Raw genomic sequence first — 412 nt, forward strand, 5'->3', positions numbered from 1 at the left:
AGAGTTTTTCGGTGCTCTCACGGCATGCTGCTAAAGATTATTTGCAGCGACATCAACGTAATCTTATCGATGCTCGCGATGTAGCAACAAGTCAAATTGAGCAAATTGATGAGGCACTAAACCAGCTTATAAGTGGACATTTTGTCATGGGTGAACACCATTGTACATTGACCACTTATGGTGATACAATTCAGCAAGTTCGCGACTATATGGCAAAAGCAAGCGCAATACTTTTAGACGTTGCAGTAATGCCAAAACCTGTAGATTTAGCTATAGAGGCTGGCTATTGGGCGCAAATGCCTGCAAATTGGAAATGGCGACCACGTCCAGCACCAATTACATCACTGAATTTTTTGTCGTTCTCATCTTTTCATAATTTTATGTCAGGAAAGCCAACTGGAAACCCATGGGG

At 42.2% G+C, this 412-nt stretch carries 1 protein-coding gene; it reads left to right on the plus strand.

The window, feature by feature from the left end; genetic code table 11:
* On the plus strand, window positions 1-412 hold a 412-nt coding region (locus J7R10_RS09085), incomplete at both ends, for a VirB4 family type IV secretion/conjugal transfer ATPase (RefSeq protein ID WP_484792996.1).

The sequence above is a fragment of the Bartonella vinsonii subsp. berkhoffii ATCC 51672 genome, assembly GCF_902825225.1.
Taxonomy (GTDB): domain Bacteria; phylum Pseudomonadota; class Alphaproteobacteria; order Rhizobiales; family Rhizobiaceae; genus Bartonella; species Bartonella berkhoffii.